Consider the following 19720-nt stretch of genomic DNA (forward strand, 5'->3'; position numbering starts at 1 on the left):
ATCGGTGTCCGGACACAGTCCGATCAAGCAGAGTCCCGTCGCACGCGCGCCGGGATAGTCTCGTATCCACCATGCCGCAGAAACCACGACGCTCGATATCACCTCTGGGCTCCCCGCTGCTCGGGCACACCGAGGAATCACCGCGTCGCCGGCGTATCCGGGTGCAGATTCTGCTCACCGTCTTCCTGCTGGGCGCCAACGCGATCGGCGCCGTGATCGTGGGTGCACTCATCAGCGTGGTCGTGCCGGGGCCGGACGTCGTCACGCCCCGTGAGTACTGGTGGGTGAACTTCATCCTCATCCCGTGCTACCTCGTGGTCGCGTTCCTCATCGGAGTGGGGTGGGGAACCAAGCGCACCGTCAAGGGACTGCGCTGGGCCATCGAGGACCGCGTGCCCACCCGCAAGGAACAGAAGCGCACGCTGGCGATGCCGTGGCGGCTCACCCGGTTGCAGATCGGCCTCTGGATCGGCGGGCTCGTCATCGTCACGACGGCCGACGGCATCATCGATCCCAACTCCATCCCCAAGGTCGCGTTCACCATCGCGTTCGGTGGTGCGACCGTCTGCGCGTTCAGCTACCTGCTGACGGAGTTCGCTCTGCGCCCGGCGGCGGCGCGTGCTCTCGAGGCCGGCGATCTCCGCCGTATCCGTATCGCCGGGGTGATGGGGCGCTCCATCCTCTCGTGGCTCCTGGGTACCGGCGTCCCAGTGGCGGGACTCATGGTCATCGCCATCGCCTCGTTCATCCGCGATGACACCACCGCCGACCAGTTCGCGGTCGCCATCCTCGCGCTCGGCGGCATCACGTTCCTGTTCGGCTTCGCGCTGACGCTGCTCGGCGGTCTGGCGACGACGGCGCCCATCGACAACGTGCGCTCGGCGATGGTCGAGATCGAACGCGGCAACCTCGACGCACGGGTGTCCGTCTACGACGGCACCGAGCTCGGCGAACTGCAGAGCGGCTTCAACCGCATGGCCGAGGGCCTCGCCGAGCGGGACAAGATCCGGGACCTGTTCGGTCGCCACGTCGGCATGGAGGTCGCCGAGGCCGCGCTGAAGAGCAATCCCGAGCTCGGCGGCGAGGAGCGCGACATCGCCGTCTTCTTCATCGACCTGATCGGATCCACGGAGCTGGCTGCCTCCCAGCCCCCGGCGCAGGTGGTGGATCTGTTGAACCGCTTCTTCGACGTGGTGGTCGACGAGGTGGACAAGCATCACGGTTTCGTCAACAAGTTCGAGGGCGATGCGGCGCTGGCCATCTTCGGTGCTCCCGGCGATCTCGACGATCACTGCGGGGAGGCCCTCAGCGCGGCTCGCGCCATCATGCGGCGACTCGAGAACGAGGTCCCGGACTGCCAGGCAGCCATCGGTATCGCGTCCGGGCGAGCCGTCGCGGGCAACATCGGTGCGAAGCAACGATTCGAGTACACGGTCATCGGAGATCCGGTGAACGAGGCGGCCCGGTTGTCCGAGCTCGCCAAGTCTGCGGACGGGCGTCTGGTGGCGTCGGCACGCACGGTGGAGCACGCCCACAATCAGTCGAGTGACGAGTGGTCGTTCGGCAAGAGCGTGACGTTGCGGGGGCGGTCGGAGGAGACGCAGCTCGCGACCCCTGCCTGACGGCGGCCCACACGGTCGATAGGGTGGCCCGGTGCGTCTGGTCATTGCTCGGTGTCAGGTCGACTACGTCGGCCGGTTGACGGCCCATCTGCCGTGGGCGAAGCGTCTACTGCTCGTCAAGTCCGACGGATCCGTGAGCGTCCACGCGGACGATCGGGCGTACAAGCCGCTCAACTGGATGACGCCGCCGTGCTGGCTGGTCGAGAACCCTGCAGAGGCTCTCCCTGCCGACGGCGACGTCGTGCCCGCGGACCGACAGCTGTGGGTCGTGACCAACAAGGCCGGCGAGGAACTGCGCATCACGATCGAGGACATCGAACTCGACAGCAGCCACGAGCTGGGTGTCGATCCGGGTCTGACCAAGGACGGCGTCGAGTCCCATCTGCAGGAACTGCTCGCCGAGCACGTGCACACGCTCGGTGACGGGTACACCCTGGTACGCCGGGAGTACCCGACGGCGATCGGACCCGTGGACCTTCTGTGCCGCGCCGAGGACGGTGCGACGGTCGCGGTGGAGATCAAGCGTCGAGGAGACATCGACGGTGTCGAGCAGCTGACTCGCTATCTCGAACTCCTGAACCGTGATCCACTGCTGGCTCCGGTGCGGGGCGTGTTCGCGGCCCAGCAGATCAAGCCGCAGGCGAAGACGCTCGCGGAGGATCGCGGGATTCGTTGCCTCACACTGGACTACGACTCGCTCCGCGGAATCGAATCGTCCGCGTTCACGCTCTTCTGACGCGGTCGCCTACCATCGGTCGAGTGCCGAGACGCAACAACCAACGAGCCGGCCGGTCGGGCCGACCTGGGCGACCCGCGCCGACGTTCGGTGACGCCACGGCGCGAGTGGAGCGCGGCCCGTCCTTCGACGGCGACGAGGAGTACGTCGTGCGCCCGATTCCCGGCGCTCGTGCGACCAAGACCTATCGGTGCCCCGGCTGCGACCACGAGATCATGCCCGGTGTGGCGCACGTGGTCGTCTGGCCCGCCGAGAAACTCGGCGGACCCGACGACAGGCGGCACTGGCACACGGGTTGCTGGTCCGGACGCGGTACCCGCGGGCTCACCCGCAGGTGGTCCTGACTCTCACGACTGGGTCGAGCTCGACTGGCCGTTCGAGGAGCGCTCGGTCGACGTCTCGGCCGGTGCATCGTCGAGGAGTGACTCGTCGATCTCGAGATCGTCCGGCGCCAACGGTGCGTCGAGCAGTTCGCTCTCCCGGTTGACCGAGGCGAGCATGGCCGGCACGGAATCGAGTTGGCCGCGGATGCCGAGCAGCTGAGCGAGCACCCGGCCACGCAGGACTCGCAGTTCCTCGGCGAGCTCCTTGGCGTGAGCGATGCGGCGCTCCGACTGCTCGGTGGCGGCCTGGAGCCGACGCTTGGCCTCGGCGGTGGCATCGGCGAGCCGACGATCCGCCTCGGCCTTGGAGTCGGCTTCGAGCTCGTCGACGGCGTTCATCACCTTGGTGCGGCGATCGGCCATCGTGATCTCGAAGTCCTCCTGCACCGCGGCGCGCTTCTTCTCGGCCTCGGCGGCGAGGCGATCACGCTCGGCCTGCGCCTCCTCGACGATGCGGGCGGCGGCTGTGCGTGCCTCGGCCATGGTCTGCTCGTGCTCGGTCTCGAGTGCGGACCGTCGGTCCTTGAGCTCGGCGACCAGGCCCTCGTACTCGCCGCGCATGCGGGTGGCGTCCTGCTCGGCCACGGACACGAGTTCGGCAGCGTCGGCCTCGGCCTTGGCGCGCACCTCGGACGCCTCGTCCGAGGCGAGTCGCAGCATGCGAGAGATGCGATCGCTCATGCCCTCGGCGGTGGTCGGGGGGACCGAGAGCCGATCGATGTCCTTACGGAGATCGTCGATCTCGTCGCGGGCGTCCTCGAGCTGGACCGCGAGATCGCGGGCCTGCGCGGCCGCCGCGTCGCGATCGGTCGCGATGACGCGGAGCTCGGCATCGAACCGCTCGAAGTACCGCTGAACCTCGTCCTTGTCGTACCCCTTGCGGACCACGCTGAAGGGCAGGGAGCTGCTGCCGCTGACGTTCTCTGGTGCCATGCGGACAACCTACCGTCACGCGCCCCGTTTCGGCCGTCGGGTGCTGATCACGACGGGTTCCGGGGAGGGGTCAGCTCGCGGCGGGCTCGACCAGTTCGACGAGGACGCCGCCGGCATCCTTGGGGTGCACGAAATTGATCCGGGAATCGGCGGTACCGCGGCGGGGAGCGTCGTACAGCAACCGGGCACCACGCTCGCGGAGGAACGCCGCGGTCTTCTCGACGTCGCGGACGCGGAAGGCGAGCTGCTGCAGGCCGGGACCGTTCCGGTCGAGGAACTTGGCGATGGTCGACGTCTCGTCGAGGGGAGCGAGGAGCTGGATCTGCGCGGCGCCGTCGGCGGCACCGGGAACGGAGATCATCGCCTCGACGACACCCTGGCTCTCGTTGACCTCGCGGTGGGTCACCGTCATCCCGAAGTGGTCCCGGTAGAACTCGAGGGCGACGTCGAGGTCGGCCACTGCGATCCCCACGTGGTCGATGGCCGTCACGAGGCCTGCCGTCACCGCGTCCGCGGTCGCCGTCGTGTGCTCGTCGGTGGTCGTCATACTTTGACGTTAGACCTTTCTTCCGGCAGTTCGGGCGTGGTCTGGGTCACAATCGATCGTCGGCATCTCTGGACGACCGCCAACTCTGTGTGGCCAAGGCGACGCCGCCGATGGTCGAGGACCGTTCACCGACTGCGGCAGAATGGACACATGGCCGACAACCAGCTCTCCAGCACCGCACCTGCCGCGTCCTCCACGGTCTCGCAGCCGCCGATCGTGCGGTGGTTCCGCGTCGTGGCGGTCGCGGAAGCCGTCACTTGGGTCGCGCTGCTCATCGGCATGGCTGTCAAGTACGTCCCCGACCCCAACATCGACAGTGGTGTCCGGATCCCGGGCATGCTGCACGGCGCGGTCTTCGTCCTGTACCTCGTGATCACCGTGCTGACCGCCCTCGCGTTGCGGTGGAGCAAGGGCGTCACGGTGCTCGCACTCCTCGCGAGCATCCCGCCCTTCGGCACCATCGTCTTCGAGGTGTGGGCGTCGAGGACCGGACGTCTGGTTCGATCGGCCGGAGCCGCATCGCCGCGGGCCGCGGCGGAGTGACAAAATAACCTCGTGACTCGACCCGGATCTCGCCCACCAGTACGTCCGTCGGCCGCGGCAGCCGCCGCCATGTCCGGCGCGGTCGACCTCTCGGCGCTCAAGGCCAAGGCGCAGGCCGCGTCCGCGCCGCCGTCTCCCACCGCCGCCAACGGTCTCGCGGTCTCCGTCACGGTGACGGAGGTGGACTTCGAGGCCGAGGTGTTGGTGCGCTCGAGCCAGGTCCCCGTGATCGTCAATCTGCTGTCGCCGCGCTCCCCGCAGTCGCTGCAGCTGACGCAGTCCCTCGAGGCCCTCGCGGTCGAGGGTGACGGCGCCTGGGTGCTCGCCAACGTCGACGTCGACGTCAATCCGCGCATCGCGCAGGCCTTCGGCGTGCAGGCCGTTCCCACGCTGGTCGCCGTCGCGGCAGGCCAGCCCCTCGCGGATCTGCAGGGCCTGCAGCCCGAGGAGAGCCTGCGTGAGTGGTTGGCGGCCATCGCCCGCGCCGTCGAGGGGAAGCTGACCGGTGTCCCGAACGCCGACGAACCGGCCCCCGAGCCCGAGGACCCGCGCTTCGACGCAGCCGAGGCCGCGCTCGCCGAGGGTGACCTCGCGGGTGCCGAGGCGGCCTTCCAGGAGATCGTCGACGCCGAGCCGGCCAACAAGCAGGCACTGAACGGCGTGCGTCAGGTCCGATTCCTGGCACGCGTCCAGGGGCTGCCGGACGACATCGTCGAGCAGGCCGACGCGGCGCCGGACGACGTCGATCTCGGTCTCCAGGCGGCCGACGCGTTGCTGTATCAGCAGCGGACCGAGGACTCGTTCGCTCGTGTCGTGGAGCTGGTCCGGCGCACGCGTGAGGACGATCGCGCCCGTGCTCGCGCCCGGTTGCTGGAGTTGTTCGAGCTCTTCGACCCGGCGGATCCGCTGGTGGTCACCGCTCGACGCAAGCTGGCGTCCGCCCTCTACTAGGAGTAGCGGCCGTCGCACGCCTCCCGGCCACCCAGCACGCCCCAGCGGAACGCGTCGACGCGCGCGAAGCCGCTGGGGACCGTGCGACCGTCCACGTCACTCGCGGCGAGCCCGTCCGACAACAGACCCGACACCGCCTCGTCGAGGTCGCCCGGTGACAGTGTCACCGTCGACCTCTGCGCCGCGGCCGTGTCGGAAGGACTCAGCGCTGCGGTGACCACTCCCGACAGGCACGCCGACCGGAGCGCGGCTCGGGCGTCCGTCAGGCCCTGGCCGGCCTCGTTCTGCACGGCCAGCACGTACCGGGAGACGAAGAGGACATAGGCGCCGTAGTCGCCGGTGACGTCGAGAGGCACGATGTCGTCCTCGCTCACCTCGGTGGGACGTCCGCGATCGGCCAGCGCGTCGACCGAGATACCGATCGTGTTGGTGGAGGGGCAGTAGGAGACCGGTTCGGTGGTGAGCGCGTCCGCGCACCCGGTGTCGGCGCCGGAGTAGTCGACCGTCGGGGGATCCGTGGTGGGCATCACCTGTTCGAACGTCGCGGCGAACTGCTCGAGCGAGTCCTGCGTGACGGGGAGCTCGCCGGTGTCGAGAGGGCTGTCGAACTGTTGGGGAAGGGTCGAGCGCCGCGACTCGACCTCCTTCTCGTCGATGCGCGTGCAGGCCCCGGCGCCGTCGGTGAAGCCGATCTGGGCGGCGGTGACCCGTTCGAACGCGGAGCCGTGCACCGAGTCGGGATCACCGGGGTCGACGTCGCGGACGGCCACGGTGGCCGCGAGGACGTCGTTCAACCCGTCCGAGGTGTCGAGCGTGAAGTGGGTCGAGTCGCCCTCGGCGACATGGCGCATGAAGGCGCCCGCGAAGCAGTCTGCCTGTTGCTCGGCGACGATGGTCGGGTCGTCGTCCCCGACGAGGCCGGACTGCGTCTGCACGGCGTGGCCGTACTCGTGGGCGAGCACCATGACCACCGACATGGGTCCGAAGGCGTCGATCATGGCCGGCATGAGCAGACCACGGTCCCAGCCGATGCTGTCGTCGAGTGAGCAGTATCCGGCGTTGGCGAGTCCGTCCGTCGGTTCGCTGCAGAAGAGCGGACCCTCGCCGGCGTCGGCGGTGGCGTCCCAGGACACCAGCGACCGGACGGGCTGGAAGGATCCGCGGAACAGCGTCGAGTACGTGGTGCGCCAGAACTTCTGGATGTCGTCCACGGCATCCGTCGCGAGCAGGTCGACGTCCGTTCCGGCTGCGCCGTCGACGTCGAGCTGGGCATGGGAGACACCGGGTCTGGGGCCGGACGGGCCGTCCGTGACGGGGAGACCGGCGACGGTGAAGGGGTCGTCGTAGATGGAGACGGGGGAGCCCGTCACCACCGCGCCACACGAGGTGAGCGCAGTGGTGACGGCGAGTGCGAGGAGGCTCGCGGACCAGCCGAACCGGACGCGAGCCCCGCGCATCATCTCTCCAGTCTGAGCCAGATCGCTCCGTAGGGCGGAAGGGCGACCCGAGCGGATGCCGGACGACCGTGCCACGAGTGCTCGGTCGCGGTGACCTCACCGAGGTTGCCCACTCCCGAACCGCCGTAGACCTCCGCGTCGGTGTTGAGGATCTCGACCCATCGGCCCGGCTCGGGTAATCCAACACGATAGTCGCCGTGCGGGGAACCGGAGAAGTTGAACAGGCAGGCCGTGACGGAGCCGTCGTCGCCGAAGCGCAGGAAGCTCAGCACGTTGTTCGCGGTGTCGTTGGCGTCGATCCACGAGAAGCCGCTGGGCGAGCCGTCCTGTGTCCAGAACTCCGGGCCCGCGACGTACGTGCGGTTGAGGTCGCCGACCAGTTGCTGCACACCGCGGTGCAGCGAGCCGCTTCCCTCGTCGCCGATCTCCCACCAGTCGAGACCGCGCTCGTCGGACCACTCGGCCGTCTGGCCGAACTCCTGGCCCATGAACAGCAGTTGCTTGCCGGGATGCGCCCACATGTAGGCGAGCATGCCGCGCAGACCCGCGGCCTTCGCCCAGTCGTCACCCGGCATGCGGGACCAGAGCGTGCCCTTCCCGTGCACGACCTCGTCGTGGCTGATGGGTAGCACGAAGTTCTCGCTCCAGGCGTAGACCAGGGAGAACGTGACCTCGTGGTGGTGGTACGCGCGGTGGATCGGATCGCGCCCGATGTACCCGAGCGTGTCGTGCATCCAGCCCATGTTCCACTTCATGGAGAAGCCGAGGCCGCCCACGCTGGTGGGACGCGTGACGCCGGGCCACGAGGTCGACTCCTCGGCCACGGTGACGACGCCGCGGTGCAGCTTGTGCACGGTCGCGTTCATCTCCTGCAGGAACGCCACGGCCTCGAGATTCTCGCGACCGCCGTAGATGTTGGGGCTCCACCCACCCTCGGGGCGCGAGTAGTCCAGGTAGAGCATCGACGCGACCGCGTCGACGCGGAGCCCGTCGATGTGGAACTCCTCGATCCAGTACAGCGCGTTGGCGACGAGGAAGTTGCGCACCTCGGTACGACCGAAGTCGAAGACGTAGGTGCCCCAGTCCAACTGCTCGCCTCGCTGCGGGTCGCCGTGCTCGTAGAGCGGGGAGCCGTCGAACCGCGCGAGGGCCCAGTCGTCCTTGGGGAAGTGCGCCGGGACCCAGTCGACGATGACACCGATGCCGTCACGGTGCAGGAGGTCGACGAAGGCGCGGAAGTCGTCGGGGGTGCCGAAGCGCGACGTCGGTGCGTAGTACGAGGTGACCTGGTATCCCCACGATCCACCGAAGGGGTGTTCGGCGACGGGCAGCAGCTCGACGTGGGTGAAGCCGGTCTCGCGTACGTGAGCCGAGAGCTGTTCCGCCAGTTCGCGATAGTTCAGTCCGGGGCGCCAGGAGGCGAGATGCACCTCGTACACGCTCATCGGCGCCCGGTGCGGTTCCAGCTCGGCGCGGGCGGTGATCCAGTCACCGTCCGACCACTCGTACGACGACTGGTTCACGACCGACGCCGTCGACGGCGGGACCTCGGTGGCGAAGGCCATCGGGTCGGCCTTGTCCTTCACCGAGCCGTCCTTGCCGTGCACCCGGAACTTGTACAGCGTGCCGGCGCCGATGTCGGGGACGAACAGCTCCCACACACCGGTGGTGCCGAGCACGCGCATCGGCCAGGTCTGTCCGCCCCAGCCGTCGAACTCGCCGACGACGGTGACGCCGACGGCGCCCGGGGCCCACACCGCGAACGAGGTGCCGTTCACGGGTCCGTCGGGCGTGGTGTAGCTCTGCAGATGCGCTCCGAGGATGTCCCAGAGTCGTTCGTGGCGCCCCTCTCCGAAGAGATGGAGATCGAGCTCGCCGAGGGTCGGCAGGAAGCGGTAGCCATCGGCGACGGTCACCTGGTGACCGCCCGGGTACTCGACGCGGAGCCGGTAGTCCGCGAGGTCCTCCACCGGCACCAGGGCCGAGAACACACCGTGCGCGACGTGTGTGAGCTCGTGGTCCTTCCCGCCGATGACCGCGGTGACGCTGAGAGCGTTGGGACGCAACGCCCGGATGGCGGTGCCGCCCGGCATGGGGTGCGCGCCGAGAACGGAGTGGGGGTCGTGGTGCTGCCCGCGGGCGAGCAGCGAGAGGTCGTGATCACCGGGAGCGGCGAGGGTGTCCGTGCTCGCGCCGGGGGTAGTGCGTTCCGTCATGAGATCTCCTTCCGGAAGGCGAGTTCGGTGCGGGCGGGGAACGGGACGGGCGGCAGCGCCAGGATGTGGGCGACCGACCGCCACGGCTCGAGCTTGACGTAGTTGGCCTGGCCCCACTGGAACTGCTGACCGCTCACCTCGTCGGTGACCGTCAGGTGCTCCTGCCAGTCGCGGCCGATCTGCGGCATGTCGAGCCAGACGGTGCCTTCCTCGGCGCCGAACGGGTTCAGGTTGATCACGACCAGCACCGCGTCACCGGTCACCGCGTCGAACTTCGAGTAGGCGATGATCGCGTCGTTGTCGACGTGGTGGAAGTGGATGTTGCGCAACTGCTGCAACGCCGGGTGCGCCTTGCGGACGGCGTTGAGCATGGTCAACCACGGCTCGAGCGATTCGCCGCGAGCCCGTGCGCCCTCGAAGTCGCGGGGGCGCAACTCGAATTTCTCTGTGTCGAGGTACTCCTCGCTGCCCTCGCGCACCGGAACGTGTTCGTAGAGTTCGTATCCCGAGTACACGCCCCACGTGGGGGACAGGGTGGCGGCGAGAGCGGCACGCAGCGCGAACATGCCGGGGCCGCCCTTCTGCAGGCTCTCGTGGAGGATGTCCGGCGTGTTGACGAACAGGTTGGGTCGACCCAGATCGGCCTTGGCGGCGATCTCCTGTCCGAACTCCGTGAGCTCCCACTTGGCCGTGCGCCACGTGAAGTACGTGTAGGACTGCGTGAAACCGCGTCGCGCAAGACCGTAGAGCCGCGCGGGACGCGTGAACGCCTCGGCGAGGAAGAGCACGTCGGGGTGCGTCTTCTTGACCTCGGCGATGAGCCACTCCCAGAAGTCCGGTGGCTTGGTGTGCGGGTTGTCGACCCGGAAGATCTTGACTCCCTGGCTGATCCAGAACTTGACGACGCGCAGCACCTCCGCGTAGATGCCCTTGCGATCGTTGTCGAAGTTGACCGGGTAGATGTCCTGGTACTTCTTGGGTGGGTTCTCCGCGTAGGCGATGGTGCCGTCGGGGAGCACGGTGAACCAGTCGGGATGTGCGGCGGCCCAGGGGTGGTCCGGGGCGCACTGCAGGGCGAGGTCCAGGGCGATCTCGAGGCCGAGCTTGCGCGCGGCCGTGACGAGTGCGCGGAACTCCTTGACCGTCCCCAGCTCGGGATGCACCGCGTCGTGGCCGCCCTCGGACGAGCCGATGGCCCACGGCGAGCCCACGTCGGTGGGTCCCGGGGTCAGAGTGTTGTTGCGGCCCTTGCGATTCACCTTGCCGATCGGATGGATCGGCGGGAAGTAGACGACGTCGAAGCCCATGGCCGCCACGCGGGGGAGCGCGCCGATGGTGGTCTCGAACGTGCCGTGGCGAGGAGTGCCGTCCTCGTTCCAGCCGCCCGTGGAGCGGGGGAAGAGCTCGTACCACGAGCCGACGAGTGCCTCGCGGCGGTCGACCCAGACGTTGATCGCCTCGCCGCGCGTCACCAGCTCGCGCAGCGGCGTCTCGTGCAGGATCTCGCGCACCTCGGGCGTGAACGCCGGTGCGACGCGTGACGGCAGCGGTGCGTCGCTCCGCAGCGCCGTCACGACGTTCTCGAGCAGTGGCTTCTCCGAGCGACCGACGTTCTTCGCGGCGCGTTCGAACAGGCGTGCGCCGGTCTCGAGATCGTTGGCCAGTTCGGCCGGCCCCTGGCCCACGCCGAGTTTCGCCTCGACCGCATGCATCCAGGTGGCGATCGGATCACCCCAGCCCTCGATGCGGGCGATCCAGAAGCCTTCGGCGTCGGGAGTGAACACACCGTGGAAGATGTCCGGCTGCTCGCCGGGGACCATCGGGATGTGGACCGACTTGCCCTGGCCGGGCCCGCGAACCGCCAACGTCGCGTTGACGGCGTCGTGCCCCTCGCGCCACACCGCGGCCGTGATCGGGAATGTCTCTCCCACAACGGCCTTGGCGGGATACTTACCGGACGATGTGTTGGGTAGTACGTCGTCGATGCCGATACGGCCTGTCACCGAAGCCCCTTTTCTGCTGGTTGTCGCAGTTCTGTCGATGTCGGGTTGTCGGGCTGAGCTCGAAGTCAACCGTAGACGAGATGCCCCGGTCTTTCTCGAAACCGACCGAGAGCACCGACGCGACCTGCGGACGAGGCACGCGGCAGTCTCGGACGCCACCGGGAGAAGTACCCGAACGGCTCCTCGGCAAACGCGGAACCACGGTGCGCGGCGGTCGCCCGCAGTAGTCTTCGGAATCGTGAAAGCACTCCGCAGATTCACCGTCCGCGCGCAGCTCCCGGCCCGACTCTCCGGACTCGCCGAACTGTCCGTCAACCTGCGATGGTCGTGGCATCCGCCGACCCTGGAGCTGTTCGAGAGCATCGATCCGGACCTGTGGGTCAGTGGTGACCGCGATCCGGTGCGCATCCTCGGCGAGGTGCGCTCGTCCCGCCTCGAGGACCTGGCGAACGACGACGCGTTCGTGCAGCGCGTGGATGATCTCGTCGCCGATCTGCACCTCTACCTGGCGCAACCCCGATGGTTCCAGCAGCAGGTCGACTCCGGTGCGGATCTGCCGGTGGGCATCGCGTACTTCTCGATGGAGTTCGGCGTCTCCGAGGTGCTGCCCAACTACTCCGGTGGTCTCGGCATCCTCGCCGGCGATCACCTCAAGGCCGCGTCCGATCTGGGGTTGCCCCTCATCGGCGTGGGCCTGCTGTACCGCTCCGGGTACTTCCGCCAGTCGCTGACGGCCGACGGCTGGCAGGCCGAGCGGTATCCGTCCCTCGACCCGCAGGGTCTGCCGCTGCGACTGCTCACCGACGAGTCCGATTCCCCGGTGCTCGTCCACGTCGCGATGCCGGGCGACCGCGTGCTGCGCGCGCGTATCTGGATCGCCCAGGTCGGACGCATCCCGCTGCTGCTGCTGGACTCCGACATCGCCGACAACGATCCCGAGCTGCGCGGCGTGACCGATCGCCTCTACGGCGGCGATCAGGACCACCGGGTGAAGCAGGAGATCCTGGCCGGGGTCGGCGGCGTCCGCGCCGTGCGCGCCTACACCGAGTACCACTCGCTTCCCGCGCCCAGCGTCTTCCACATGAACGAGGGCCACGCCGGCTTCCTCGGTCTCGAGCGCATCCGTGAACTGCACGCGGGCGGGCTGGACTTCGATTCCGCGCTCGCCGCGGTGCGAGCGTCCACCGTCTTCACGACGCACACTCCCGTGCCCGCCGGTATCGACCGCTTCCCCGCGGATCTGGTGCGCCTCTACTTCGGCGACGGCACGGCGGAGTCGTCGCTGCTGCCCGGCATCGAGATGGAACGCATCCTCGAACTCGGCCGCGAGAGCGACCCCGCGGTGTTCAACATGGCCCACATGGGGCTGCGGTCGGCGCAGCGCGCGAACGGAGTCTCCAAGCTCCACGGCATCGTCAGTCGCGGCATGTTCGACGAACTCTGGCCCGGATTCGACGCGTCCGACGTCCCCATCGGCTCGGTCACCAACGGCGTGCACGCACCGACGTGGGCGTCGCAGCGGTGGCTCGACCTCGCGGCGCGCACGGTGGGAACCCGCACGATGGAGGAGGCGCAGGGCTGGGAGCAGCTGGCCGAGGTCTCCGCATCGGACCTGTGGGAGACGCGTTCGGCGCTGCGGTCCGATCTGGTCGCGGAAGTGCGCCGCCGCGTGCGCCATTCGGCCCTCGAGCGCGGGTCCACCGACGCCGAACTCGCGTGGACGGACGACGTGTTCGACCCGTCGGTGCTCACGGTCGGATTCGCGCGCCGTGTCCCCACCTACAAGCGACTGACGTTGATGCTGCGGCAACCGGAGCGCCTGCGCGCCATGCTGCTCGATCCGGTCCGCCCGGTACAGCTGGTGGTGGCCGGCAAGTCGCACCCCGCGGACGACGGTGGCAAGGCCCTGATCCAGCAGATCGTGCGATTCGCCGATCAGCACGACGTTCGGCACCGTATCGTCTTCCTGCCCGACTACGACATGTCGATGGCCCGCTACCTCTACTGGGGATGCGACGTCTGGCTCAACAACCCGTTGCGGCCGCTCGAGGCGTGCGGCACCTCGGGCATGAAGTCCGCTCTCAACGGTGGACTGAACCTCTCCATCCGGGACGGATGGTGGGACGAGATGTACGACGGGGAGAACGGCTGGGCCATCCCCACCGCCGACGGCGTCGTCGACGAGAACCGCCGCGACGATCTCGAGGCCGCGGCGCTGTACGAGTTGCTCGAGAAGTCGGTGCTCCCCAAGTTCTACGACCGGGGCGACGACGGGTTGCCGGCGCGCTGGGTCGAGATGGTGCGGCACACCCTCACGGTCACGGGCCCGAAGGTGTTGGCGTCCAGGATGGTTCGCGACTACACGCAGCAGTACTACGGTCCCGCCACCCGGGCGGGTGCGGCGGCGATCTCCGACGACTACGCCGGTGCGAAGGCCATGGCCGACTATCGGCGCCGCGTCGATGCGGCGTGGCCCGCGGTCACGGTGACCGACGTCGAGGCGGACGGGCTGCCGGACACCCCGGTGCTGGGTTCGACACTCACCCTGTCCGCGACGGTGGGGCTCGGCGGACTCGGCCCGTCGGACGTGTCCGTGCAGGCCGTGTTCGGCCACGTCGATCAGGACGAGCAGCTCGGCGACGTCGTGACGGTCCCGATGCTGCACCAGGGATCGGCCGCGGGCGGCGAGCGGTTCCTCGCCGACACGACGCTGCCGCTCTCCGGGTCGGTCGGATACACGGTGCGGGTCCTGCCGCACCATCCGCTGCTCGCGGGAGACGCCGAGCTCGGTCGGGTCGCGGGTCCGTCCCCGATGTAGGTCCCTCCAGGTTCAGGTCTAGGTGGCGGTGAGGCGCGTCAGCGCCTTGCGCACGATCTCCGGGTCCGTCGTCTCCCAGAACGGTGGGAGCGACGCCCGGAGGTAGCCGCCGTATCGCGCCGTGGCCAGTCGGGAGTCGAGCACCGCGACGACGCCCTTGTCGTCGACGCTGCGGAGCAGTCGGCCGACACCCTGGGCCAGCAGTAGCGCCGCGTGGTTCGCGGCGACGGCGAGGAACCCGTTGCCTCCGCGCGACTCGACGGCGCGCTGCCGCGCCACCAGCAGCGGATCGTCGGGTCGCGGGAACGGGATGCGGTCGACGATCACGAGGGTCAGTGACCGACCGGGGACGTCGACGCCCTGCCACAGGGAGAGCGTGCCGAACAGTGACGTGGCCTCGTCCTGCGCGAAGCGCTCGACCAGGGCGCCGGTGGCGTCGTCGCCCTGGCACAGCACGGGGGTGTCCAGCCGTTCGCGCATCTCGGCCGCCGCGGCCTTCGCCGCCCGCATCGACGAGAACAGTCCCAGAGTGCGGCCACCCGCGGCGCGCACGAGCCCCGCTATCTCGTCGAGCTGACTCGGCGACGTACCGTCGCGCCCCGGTGCGGTGAGGTGCTTGGCGATGTAGAGGATGCCGGCCCTGCCGTGGTCGAACGGCGATCCCACGTCGAGCGAGTTCCACCGGAACGTGTCCGCGTCGGACGGTGCCTCGGTGCCGGTCGCGAGGGCCGCGTCGACGCGGGTGGGATTGGCGGCCGGCAGACCCCAGTTGACAGCGAGACCGTCGAACGAGCCGCCCACGGTGAGCGTCGCGGAGGTGAGGACCACGGTCGACTCCGCGAACAGCCGGGTCCGGAGCAGTCCGCCGACGGACAGCGGTGCCACCCGGACCACCCGCTTCACGACGCCGCGGAACTCGTCGACGGCCAACCACACCACGTCCCGCCGCTTCGCGGGATCGCTCTCCTCGTACGTCTCGAGAATGCGCACCGCGGTGTCGTGCACGTCGTCGATGGCGGCGAGAGCCGCGGTCCGCGCGGCCGCCGCGTCGGGGTCCGCGGCGGCGCCGCCCTGCTTGGCCGGCCCGATGGCCGTGCGCACGGCCCACGCGGCGTCGCGGATGCTCGCGATCGTCTGGGACGCGCCGGGGGGCAACTCCTCCCAGCGTCCGCCCTCGAGTTCGTCGAGCAACGCGGCGAAACCCTCTGCGGCGCCGGCCAGTCGGTCGAGGATCTCGTCCTCCACGAGCTTCCCGCAGCGACGCATGGCGGCGCCGACCGCGGTCGCGGACATCTCCGCCGTCGCCGCGGACGTCACCCGGTCCACGAGCTCGTGCGCCTCGTCCACCACGACGACGTCGTGTTCGGGCAGCACCGAGATGCCGGTGATGGCGTCGATGGCGAGCATCGCGTGATTGGTGACCACGACGTCGGCGCGCGCCGCGTCCACCCGAGCGAGTTCGGCGAAGCAGTCCTCGCCGTAGGGGCAGCGCGACTTCCCCAGACACTCGCGGGAGGTCACGCTCATCTGCCGCCAGGCCTGATCGGACACGCCCGGGTTCAGCTCGTCGCGGTCACCGGTCTCGGTGTCCGAGGACCACTCGGTGATGCGCTTGACCTCACGGCCGAGCCGCGACACGGCGAAGGCATCGAACAGCTCCTCCTCCGGAGCGTCGGACGGTGCGCCGTGCAGTTTGTTGAGGCACAGGTAGTTGCCGCGGCCCTTGAGGATCGCGAATGTCGGTTCGTGCGCGAGGGCCGTGGTGAGAGCCTTCGACAGACGCGGCAGGTCGCGGTCGACCAGCTGACGCTGCAGCGCGATGGTCGCCGTGGACACGACGACGGTCTTCCCCGACGTCACCGCGTGCCGCAGCGACGGAACCAGGTAGGCGAGCGACTTGCCGGTGCCGGTGCCCGCCTGCACCGCGAGGTGCTCGCCGGTGTCGATGCTGTGCGCGACGGCCGAGGCCATGGTGAGCTGGGCCGTGCGCTCGGTGCCGCCGAGCGCCGTCACCGCGGTGCTGAGCAGACTCGGAACGGTGGGCAACTCGGACTTCGACTTCGTCGGCACCGTGCGAGGTTACGCCGGTGTGCCGACGCGTCGGGCTCTCGGTCAGCGGTCGGCGTGTACACCCTCGTCGGCGAGTTCGGCGAGAACTGCCGGCACCGTCGTGGGGCTCACCGCGGCGCAGTAGTCCAGCAGCACCGTCGTCTCGAAGCCGGCGCGCGCGGCGTCGCGGGCCGTGGCGCGGACGCAGTGATCGGTGGCCAGGCCGACGACGTGGACGGCGTCGATGTTCCGAGCGCGGAGCCACTCCGCGAGGCCTGTGCCGGACTCGTCGGCACCCTCGAAACCGGAGTAGGCCGCGTCGTACTCGCCCTTCGAGAAGACTGCCTCGATCGGGGTGAGGTCGAGATCGGGGTGGAAGTCGCAGCCGGGTGTGCCGACGACGCAGTGCCGCGGCCAGCTGTCGACGTAGTCCGGGGTCTCGGAGAAGTGGGCGCCGGGGTCGATGTGGTGATCACGTGTCGCGACGACGGCGTCGTAGCTCGCACCGGCGACGAGCGTGCTGACGGCGGCGGCGACTCGCGCCCCGCCCTCGACGGCCAGCGAGCCGCCTTCACAGAAATCGTTCTGGACGTCGACGACGACGAGTGCGGTGGCCACGGTCAGGAGAATACCGTCGGCACGGCCGGATCTCCCTGGGACAGACCGAGTCCCTCCCAGGGCAGTGATCGCAGGCCCTCCGCGACCAGCGTGCGTGCGTCCTCGACCGTGGCGGTGTGCACGATCTCGCCGCCGCGCACCATGGGTACGGACAGCTCCCGCACCGTGTACGGATCGGTCGCGGGCAACGGCGCGCCGGCCTTCGTCACCAGCTCCTCGACGACGGTGCCCGTGCTGCGGGCCAGGCGGACGGCGCGCTTGCGTCCACCGCGCGACTCCTTGTGCGAACTGCGCTTGGCCACGGGGATGCCGTCGACCTCGACCAGTTTGTAGACCATGCCGGCGGTCGGTGCGCCCGATCCCGTGACGACGGACGTGCCGACGCCGTAGGTGTCCACGGGCTCGGCCCGCAGCGAGGCGATGGCGTACTCGTCCAGATCGCCCGAGACGACGATGCGGGTGCGCGTGGCGCCGAGGTCGTCGAGCTGCCGACGGACCTGCCGCGCCAGGACACCGAGATCGCCCGAGTCGATCCGCACGCCGCCGAGCTCGGGCCCGGCCACCTCGATGGCCGTCGCGACGCCGGCGGTGATGTCGTACGTGTCCACCAACAGCGTGGTGCCCACACCGAGGGCGGCGATCTGCGAGCGGAACGCCGCGGCCTCGTCCGGCCCGTCGACGCCCGTGTGCAGCAGCGTGAAGGCGTGCGCACTGGTTCCGGCGCCCGGAATGCCGTGGCGGCGGACCGCTTCGAGGTTGGACGTGGCCGCGAAACCGCAGATGTACGCGACGCGCGACGAGGCCACCGCCGCTTCCTCGTGGGCGCGTCGAGAGCCCATCTCGATGAGCTGCCGGCCGTCGGACGCGGAGACCATGCGGGTGGCCGCGGCGGCGATGGCGCTGTCGTGGTTGTAGATCGACAGTGCGAGCGTCTCGAGGATCACGCACTCGGCGAAGGTGCCGCGCACGGACAGGACGGGGGAGCCGGGGAAGAACAGTTCGCCCTCGCGGTAACCGTCGATGTCTCCGCCGAACCGGTAGTTCCGGAGCCAGTCGAGAGTGTCCGCCTCGAGGAACGACAACGACGCGAGTTCGTCCTCGCCGAAGCGGAAGTCGCGCAGAGCATCGAGGAAGCGGCCCGTGCCGGCGACGACGCCGTACCGCCGCCCGTCGGGAAGCCGCCGGGCGAACACCTCGAAGGTGCAGGCGCGATGCGCCGAACCGTCGCGGAGGGCGGCCGACAGCATGGTCAGCTCGTACTGATCGGTGAACAGCGCAGTGGAGGTCACCACTGCACCCTAGAGCGGTCACCGTGTCACGGGGCGACCGATGTACGCCGTATCCTGGGCGCCATGGCTTCGGATCTCACCGCGACACTTCCGCAGGCCACGCCCGACGAGGCTGTGGAGGTGTCCGAGGACACCGCGACGGACACACCCTGGGTCACCATCGTCTGGGACGACCCGGTCAACCTGATGCACTACGTCACCTACGTCTTCCAGAAGCTGTTCGGCTACAGCAAGGACAAGGCGACGGAGCTGATGATGCAGGTGCACTCGGAAGGCAAGGCGGTCGTCTCGAGCGGGCCCCGCGACAAGATGGAGATCGACGTGCAGAAGCTGCACGCGGCGGGCCTGTGGGCCACCATGCAGCACGACGTCTGACTCTCGAACACTCGTCTCACCCACTCTGGAAGGACCGTCGTCGTGCGCATGTGGACCCGGAAGAACGCGCTGGGCGGCGTCAAGTTCAAGTCGGAGATGGACGGCCGCGAGGTGGCCGTCCTGCGGTCGCTCGTCGAGTCGGTGGTGGGGCTGCTGGAGCGACGGGGCGCCGAGGCGCCGACCGACGACCTGGCCGAGCTCACCGGCATGCGATCCGGCAACACCTCCGCTCCCGAGGACCCCACGCTCGCGCGGTTGCTTCCCGATTTCCACCGGCCCGAGGGCGCAGACACGGCCGAGTCCGACGCGCTCGCCGAGCAGGCCGACCTCAACGGCGCCCTCCGCAGCCTGTACGAGCCGGACATCATCGACATCAAGCGCGCCGCAGGCGCGACCATCCTGTCGACGCTGCCGAACGGCGGCGGCAAGATCGTTCTCACCCGCGAGCAGGCCGACTCCTGGCTGACCGGGCTGAACGACGTCCGGCTGGCCCTCGGCACCACCCTCGGCATCGATGCGGACACCCCCGACCAACTCGAGGAGGACGATCCGCGAGCACCGCACCTGGACGTCTACCACTGGCTCACCTGGATGCAGGACTCGCTGGTCCAGGTACTCATGCCGTGATGCGCGACCTGCTGTCGGACGTCGCCGGACTGACCGTCGGACACCACCACGTGCTGGATCCCGAGGTCACGCTGTCCGACGAGCACCACGACGGCGTCGGACGCGCGACCGGCTGCACCGTCGTCATGACGGACGCGCCGGTCACCGCGGCCGTCGATGTCCGCGGCGGCGGGCCGGGTACCCGCGAGACCGACCTGCTGGATCCGTCCCACGCCGTGCAGCAGATCGACGCGGTGCTGCTGACAGGCGGTTCCGCCTACGGTCTCGCGGCGGCGGACGGAGTCATGCGCCACCTCGAGGAGCATCGGCGCGGCGTGCGGATGGGCCGAGACGACCGTGTCGTCCCGATCGTGCCGGGCGCCGTGATCTTCGATCTACCGATGGGGGACTGGTCCGTGCGACCGGACGCGGAGTTCGGACGAGCAGCTGCGGCAACCGCGTCCGCCGACTTCGCGCTCGGATGCGTCGGCGCGGGGACGGGCGCACGCGCCGGGCTCCTGAAAGGCGGCGTCGGCAGCGCGTCGACACGGATCGAGACCGGCGCCGCGGCGGG

The 19720-nt window shown here is 69.3% G+C and carries 17 protein-coding genes; 9 read left to right on the forward strand and 8 right to left on the reverse strand.

Annotated elements, in window-relative coordinates; genetic code table 11:
- Window positions 1–71 precede the first annotated feature (71 nt).
- From ASG69_RS17465 to ASG69_RS17475, 3 genes are read left to right on the forward strand one after another with little or no spacing between them, the layout of a single operon-like run.
- Window positions 72–1622, forward strand: a complete 1551-nt coding sequence (locus tag ASG69_RS17465) for an adenylate/guanylate cyclase domain-containing protein (RefSeq protein WP_027505474.1) — start codon at window positions 72–74, stop codon at window positions 1620–1622.
- A gap of 31 nt (window positions 1623–1653) precedes the next feature.
- On the forward strand, window positions 1654–2358 hold the full coding sequence (gene nucS / locus ASG69_RS17470) for an endonuclease NucS (RefSeq protein ID WP_027505475.1): 705 nt from the start codon (window positions 1654–1656) through the stop codon (window positions 2356–2358).
- A 23-nt stretch (window positions 2359–2381) separates the two neighbouring features.
- Window positions 2382–2702, forward strand: coding sequence for an ATP/GTP-binding protein (locus ASG69_RS17475; protein WP_082544702.1), 321 nt, complete (start codon window positions 2382–2384; stop codon window positions 2700–2702).
- A gap of 3 nt (window positions 2703–2705) precedes the next feature.
- Here the strand turns inward: ASG69_RS17475 and ASG69_RS17480 are convergent, their stop codons facing one another.
- Window positions 2706–3674 carry a hypothetical protein gene (locus tag ASG69_RS17480; RefSeq protein WP_056448957.1) on the reverse strand — a complete coding sequence of 323 codons (969 nt, stop codon included), beginning with the start codon at window positions 3672–3674 and terminating at the stop codon, window positions 2706–2708.
- A 70-nt stretch (window positions 3675–3744) separates the two neighbouring features.
- The gene (mce, locus tag ASG69_RS17485) at window positions 3745–4221 is read right to left on the reverse strand and encodes a methylmalonyl-CoA epimerase (protein WP_056448954.1); all 477 of its coding nucleotides are present in this window, start codon (window positions 4219–4221) and stop codon (window positions 3745–3747) included.
- A gap of 150 nt (window positions 4222–4371) precedes the next feature.
- Between mce and ASG69_RS17490 the strand changes: the two genes are divergently transcribed.
- Together ASG69_RS17490 and ASG69_RS17495 are read left to right on the forward strand one after the other, a co-directional pair.
- Window positions 4372–4764 (forward strand): DUF3817 domain-containing protein, encoded by a 393-nt coding sequence (locus ASG69_RS17490; protein ID WP_082544701.1) that lies wholly within the window; start codon window positions 4372–4374, stop codon window positions 4762–4764.
- Window positions 4765–4833: 69 nt separating this feature from the next.
- Window positions 4834–5715: a tetratricopeptide repeat protein gene (locus ASG69_RS17495; RefSeq protein ID WP_056448951.1), complete on the forward strand. Its 882-nt coding sequence runs from the start codon at window positions 4834–4836 to the stop codon at window positions 5713–5715.
- Here the strand turns inward: ASG69_RS17495 and ASG69_RS17500 are convergent.
- From ASG69_RS17500 to ASG69_RS17510, 3 genes are read right to left on the reverse strand one after another with little or no spacing between them, the layout of a single operon-like run.
- The gene (locus ASG69_RS17500) at window positions 5712–7175 is read right to left on the reverse strand and encodes a metallopeptidase (RefSeq protein WP_082544700.1); all 1464 of its coding nucleotides are present in this window, start codon (window positions 7173–7175) and stop codon (window positions 5712–5714) included. The genes ASG69_RS17495 and ASG69_RS17500 overlap by 4 nt on opposite strands.
- Complete coding sequence (glgB, locus tag ASG69_RS17505) at window positions 7172–9388, reverse strand: 1,4-alpha-glucan branching protein GlgB (protein ID WP_056448948.1); 2217 nt, start codon at window positions 9386–9388, stop codon at window positions 7172–7174. The genes ASG69_RS17500 and glgB overlap by 4 nt, the downstream gene beginning before the upstream one ends.
- Entirely contained in the window at window positions 9385–11391 is a 2007-nt protein-coding gene (locus ASG69_RS17510; protein WP_056448945.1) for a maltotransferase domain-containing protein, read from the reverse strand. Before ASG69_RS17510 ends, glgB begins: the two co-directional genes overlap by 4 nt.
- Before the next feature lie 238 nt (window positions 11392–11629).
- On the opposite strand from ASG69_RS17510, the gene glgP reads away from it, so the two are divergent.
- Complete coding sequence (glgP, locus tag ASG69_RS17515) at window positions 11630–14209, forward strand: alpha-glucan family phosphorylase (protein WP_056448942.1); 2580 nt, start codon at window positions 11630–11632, stop codon at window positions 14207–14209.
- Window positions 14210–14227: 18 nt separating this feature from the next.
- Here the strand turns inward: glgP and ASG69_RS17520 are convergent, their stop codons facing one another.
- Genes ASG69_RS17520 through ASG69_RS17530 form a run of 3 tightly spaced genes read right to left on the reverse strand, consistent with a single transcriptional unit; the run spans window position 14228 to window position 18168 of the window.
- Entirely contained in the window at window positions 14228–16279 is a 2052-nt protein-coding gene (locus ASG69_RS17520; protein WP_056448940.1) for an ATP-dependent DNA helicase, read from the reverse strand.
- Window positions 16280–16321: 42 nt separating this feature from the next.
- The gene (locus ASG69_RS17525; RefSeq protein WP_056448937.1) at window positions 16322–16876 is read right to left on the reverse strand and encodes an isochorismatase family protein; all 555 of its coding nucleotides are present in this window, start codon (window positions 16874–16876) and stop codon (window positions 16322–16324) included.
- A 2-nt stretch (window positions 16877–16878) separates the two neighbouring features.
- On the reverse strand, window positions 16879–18168 hold the full coding sequence (locus tag ASG69_RS17530) for a nicotinate phosphoribosyltransferase (protein WP_056448934.1): 1290 nt from the start codon (window positions 18166–18168) through the stop codon (window positions 16879–16881).
- Between the two features lie 60 nt (window positions 18169–18228).
- Between ASG69_RS17530 and clpS the strand changes: the two genes are divergently transcribed.
- From clpS to ASG69_RS17545, 3 genes are all read left to right on the forward strand, one after another.
- Window positions 18229–18540 carry an ATP-dependent Clp protease adapter ClpS gene (clpS, locus tag ASG69_RS17535; protein ID WP_027505488.1) on the forward strand — a complete coding sequence of 104 codons (312 nt, stop codon included), beginning with the start codon at window positions 18229–18231 and terminating at the stop codon, window positions 18538–18540.
- 42 nt (window positions 18541–18582) lie between these two features.
- Window positions 18583–19167: an oxidative stress transcriptional regulator AosR gene (gene aosR, locus ASG69_RS17540; protein ID WP_056448931.1), complete on the forward strand. Its 585-nt coding sequence runs from the start codon at window positions 18583–18585 to the stop codon at window positions 19165–19167.
- The coding region (locus ASG69_RS17545) for a P1 family peptidase (protein ID WP_200933856.1) at window positions 19167–19720 on the forward strand (554 nt) is incomplete at its 3' end. The genes aosR and ASG69_RS17545, both read left to right, overlap by 1 nt.

The organism is Rhodococcus sp. Leaf225 (assembly GCF_001426145.1).
In the GTDB taxonomy this organism is placed as follows: domain Bacteria; phylum Actinomycetota; class Actinomycetes; order Mycobacteriales; family Mycobacteriaceae; genus Rhodococcoides.

Bases quoted from the DNA above. Each gene is read 5' to 3' on its own strand.
- ASG69_RS17500 (WP_082544700.1), bottom strand. From the start codon at position 7,175: ATGATGCGCGGGGCTCGCGTCCGGTTCGGCTGGTCCGCGAGCCTCCTC.
- ASG69_RS17465 (WP_027505474.1), top strand. From the start codon at position 72: ATGCCGCAGAAACCACGACGCTCGATATCACCTCTGGGCTCCCCGCTG.
- ASG69_RS17495 (WP_056448951.1), top strand. From the start codon at position 4,834: ATGTCCGGCGCGGTCGACCTCTCGGCGCTCAAGGCCAAGGCGCAGGCC.
- glgB (WP_056448948.1), bottom strand. From the start codon at position 9,388: ATGACGGAACGCACTACCCCCGGCGCGAGCACGGACACCCTCGCCGCT.
- clpS (WP_027505488.1), top strand. From the start codon at position 18,229: ATGGCTTCGGATCTCACCGCGACACTTCCGCAGGCCACGCCCGACGAG.
- ASG69_RS17480 (WP_056448957.1), bottom strand. From the start codon at position 3,674: ATGGCACCAGAGAACGTCAGCGGCAGCAGCTCCCTGCCCTTCAGCGTG.
- mce (WP_056448954.1), bottom strand. From the start codon at position 4,221: ATGACGACCACCGACGAGCACACGACGGCGACCGCGGACGCGGTGACG.
- ASG69_RS17490 (WP_082544701.1), top strand. From the start codon at position 4,372: ATGGCCGACAACCAGCTCTCCAGCACCGCACCTGCCGCGTCCTCCACG.